General features: G+C 61.6%; 2 protein-coding genes. Both read right to left on the reverse strand.

The window, feature by feature from the left end:
• The coding region (locus ACQY6C_RS14725) for a DUF2585 family protein (protein ID WP_427970038.1) at positions 1-120 on the reverse strand (120 nt) is incomplete at its 3' end.
• Between the two features lie 12 nt (positions 121-132).
• Entirely contained in the window at positions 133-1,950 is a 1,818-nt protein-coding gene (locus tag ACQY6C_RS14730; protein WP_427970036.1) for a DUF885 domain-containing protein, read from the reverse strand.
• Positions 1,951-2,128 lie beyond the last annotated feature (178 nt).

Consider the following 2,128-nt stretch of genomic DNA (forward strand, 5'->3'; position numbering starts at 1 on the left):
GAAATACATGATGAGCCCGTGGATGAAGTGGCTGGGCGAATACCAGTCCGTAATGTGCTGGCTGTTCTCGCTCGATTGCACCACGCCGTGCCACAGTTTCACCGTGCCGCAGGCGCAGATCGCCTATTTGGCCTATTGCGACGCAATCCAGCGATCGATCTTCTGCTCCAGCACCGCAAGTGGCAGTCCGCCGGTGTTCAGCACCTGGGCGTGGAACGCCTTGATGTCGAACTTGTCGCCCAGCGCGTTATGCGCGCGCTTGCGCAGCTCCTGGATCTTGAGCGCGCCGATCTTGTAGGCGACCGCCTGGCTGGGAATGGCAATATAGCGATCGACCTCGGCCACCACTTCGGTGCGGGTCATGCCAGAGTTCTGAAGCATGAAATCGATCGCCTGGTCGCGCGTCCAGCCCTTGGCGTGGATGCCGGTATCGACCACCAGCCGCATCGCGCGCAGTTGCTCGTCCTGCAGGGTGCCGTAGCGGTTCCAGGGATCCTTGTAGAAGCCCATTTCCTGTCCCAGCGTCTCGGCGTAGAGCGCCCATCCTTCGACGAAGGAGGTCGTGCCGCCAAACCGCATGAAAGCGGGCAGCGCCTCATTCTCCTGCGCCAGGCTGATCTGGAAGTGATGCCCCGGCGCGCCTTCATGCAGGTAGAGCGTGACATTGCCGGTGGTAAGCCTGCTCGGCAGGTCATAGGCGTTGAAATAGAAGGTGCCGGGGCGCGAACCATCGGGCGCGCCCGACTGGTAGGAGCCGCCGGCCTGGAACTTCTCGATCGCCGGGTCGTAAGGCTCGATCTTGAGCTCGGTCTCGGGCAGCAGCGAGAACAGGTCGCCGATCTTCTCGTCCACCTTCTTGCCGATATCGTAATAGCTCTGCGTCAGCGCTTCGCGGCTCTTTGGCGTGAACTTGGCATCGGTGCGGACATAGTCGAAGAACTCGTTGAGCGTCCCTTCGAAGCCGACTTCTTCCTTGAGCGCTTCAAGCTCGCCCTTGATCCGCGCCACTTCGCTCAGGCCCAGATTGTGGATGTAATCGGCGGTGAGCGGCAGCGTGGTCGTCTGTTCGATCAGCAATTGGTAGAGCTTGGCCCCACCTTTCATCTGCGAAAGCCCTATGCTTTCGCGCGCGACCGGCAGATATTCGTCGCGCAGGAAGTCGCGCAGCCGCCCGTGCGCGGCGTAGATTTCCTTCGTCTTCGCTTCATAGGCGGCGGTGAGGCGCGCCTTGTCTTCCTCGGAGAAATCATCCGGGAACATCCTGGTCGGCCCCATGAGCTGCGAATCCGCGATCGGAATTGCAAGCTGGGTGTCGAGCTGCTCGACCACATTGCCAATCGTCAGTCTGGTTTCGAGCACGCCGCTCTTCATGCCCTCGCGGAACCTGCCGATCGCGCGGTCCATGATCGCGATGTAATCGTCATGACGCGAAAGGTTGTCCTCGTAGTTTTCCAGCGTCTTGAAGGGCGCCGCACCCTGCCCGCTGGCGAAGGTGGGGTAGAATGTGTGGAAGCCGCTGAAGTGATCGATCGGGCGCACTTCGGTCAGCGCACGAATTTCGTCGCTGCTACCCTTCAGTCCTTCCTGCTGGTTGTAGAGGAACACGTCATAGGCGAGCTGGTCAGTGGCGTTGAGCTTGCTGCGATCTATCTGCGCCAGCAGCGCGAGATTGAGCTGCGTATCGGTCCTCCCGGCGAGGAACTGCGCTTCGGTGAGATAATCGCCCAGCCGGCCCGCATTGCTGTCATCGCCGCGGAACAGGCGCGACAGCGGGTTGAGCGCAAGCTCACGCTTATCGGCATCGTCGAACAGCGCGAACAGCCGGTCATGTTCGGTCTCCACCTGTTTCGTTTCGGCGGCGGGAGCATCACCATGATGATCGGCCAGCGCCGGCGCTGCGGGAAGCGCAAGCGCGGCGGTCGCAAGAAGTGCGTTGCGGAAGAAGTTCATATGGGAGCCCCTGATCGTATCTTTACTGTATTGCCTGGCCAATACGCCTGCTGGATGACGGCAAGGCGTAGCGCCCGCCTCCGCGATTGCCCCGGCCCGCTCTGCCAAGTGCACGGCGTGTTCGACGAACGTCAGGGCCTGGCTTGCCCGATGGCGCAGGCGAAAGACCGCGCGTCGA

Origin of the sequence: Altererythrobacter sp. (assembly GCF_050299635.1) — a bacterium.
Classification (GTDB): domain Bacteria; phylum Pseudomonadota; class Alphaproteobacteria; order Sphingomonadales; family Sphingomonadaceae; genus Erythrobacter.

Bases quoted from the DNA above. Each gene is read 5' to 3' on its own strand.
- ACQY6C_RS14730 (WP_427970036.1), bottom strand. From the start codon at position 1,950: ATGAACTTCTTCCGCAACGCACTTCTTGCGACCGCCGCGCTTGCGCTT.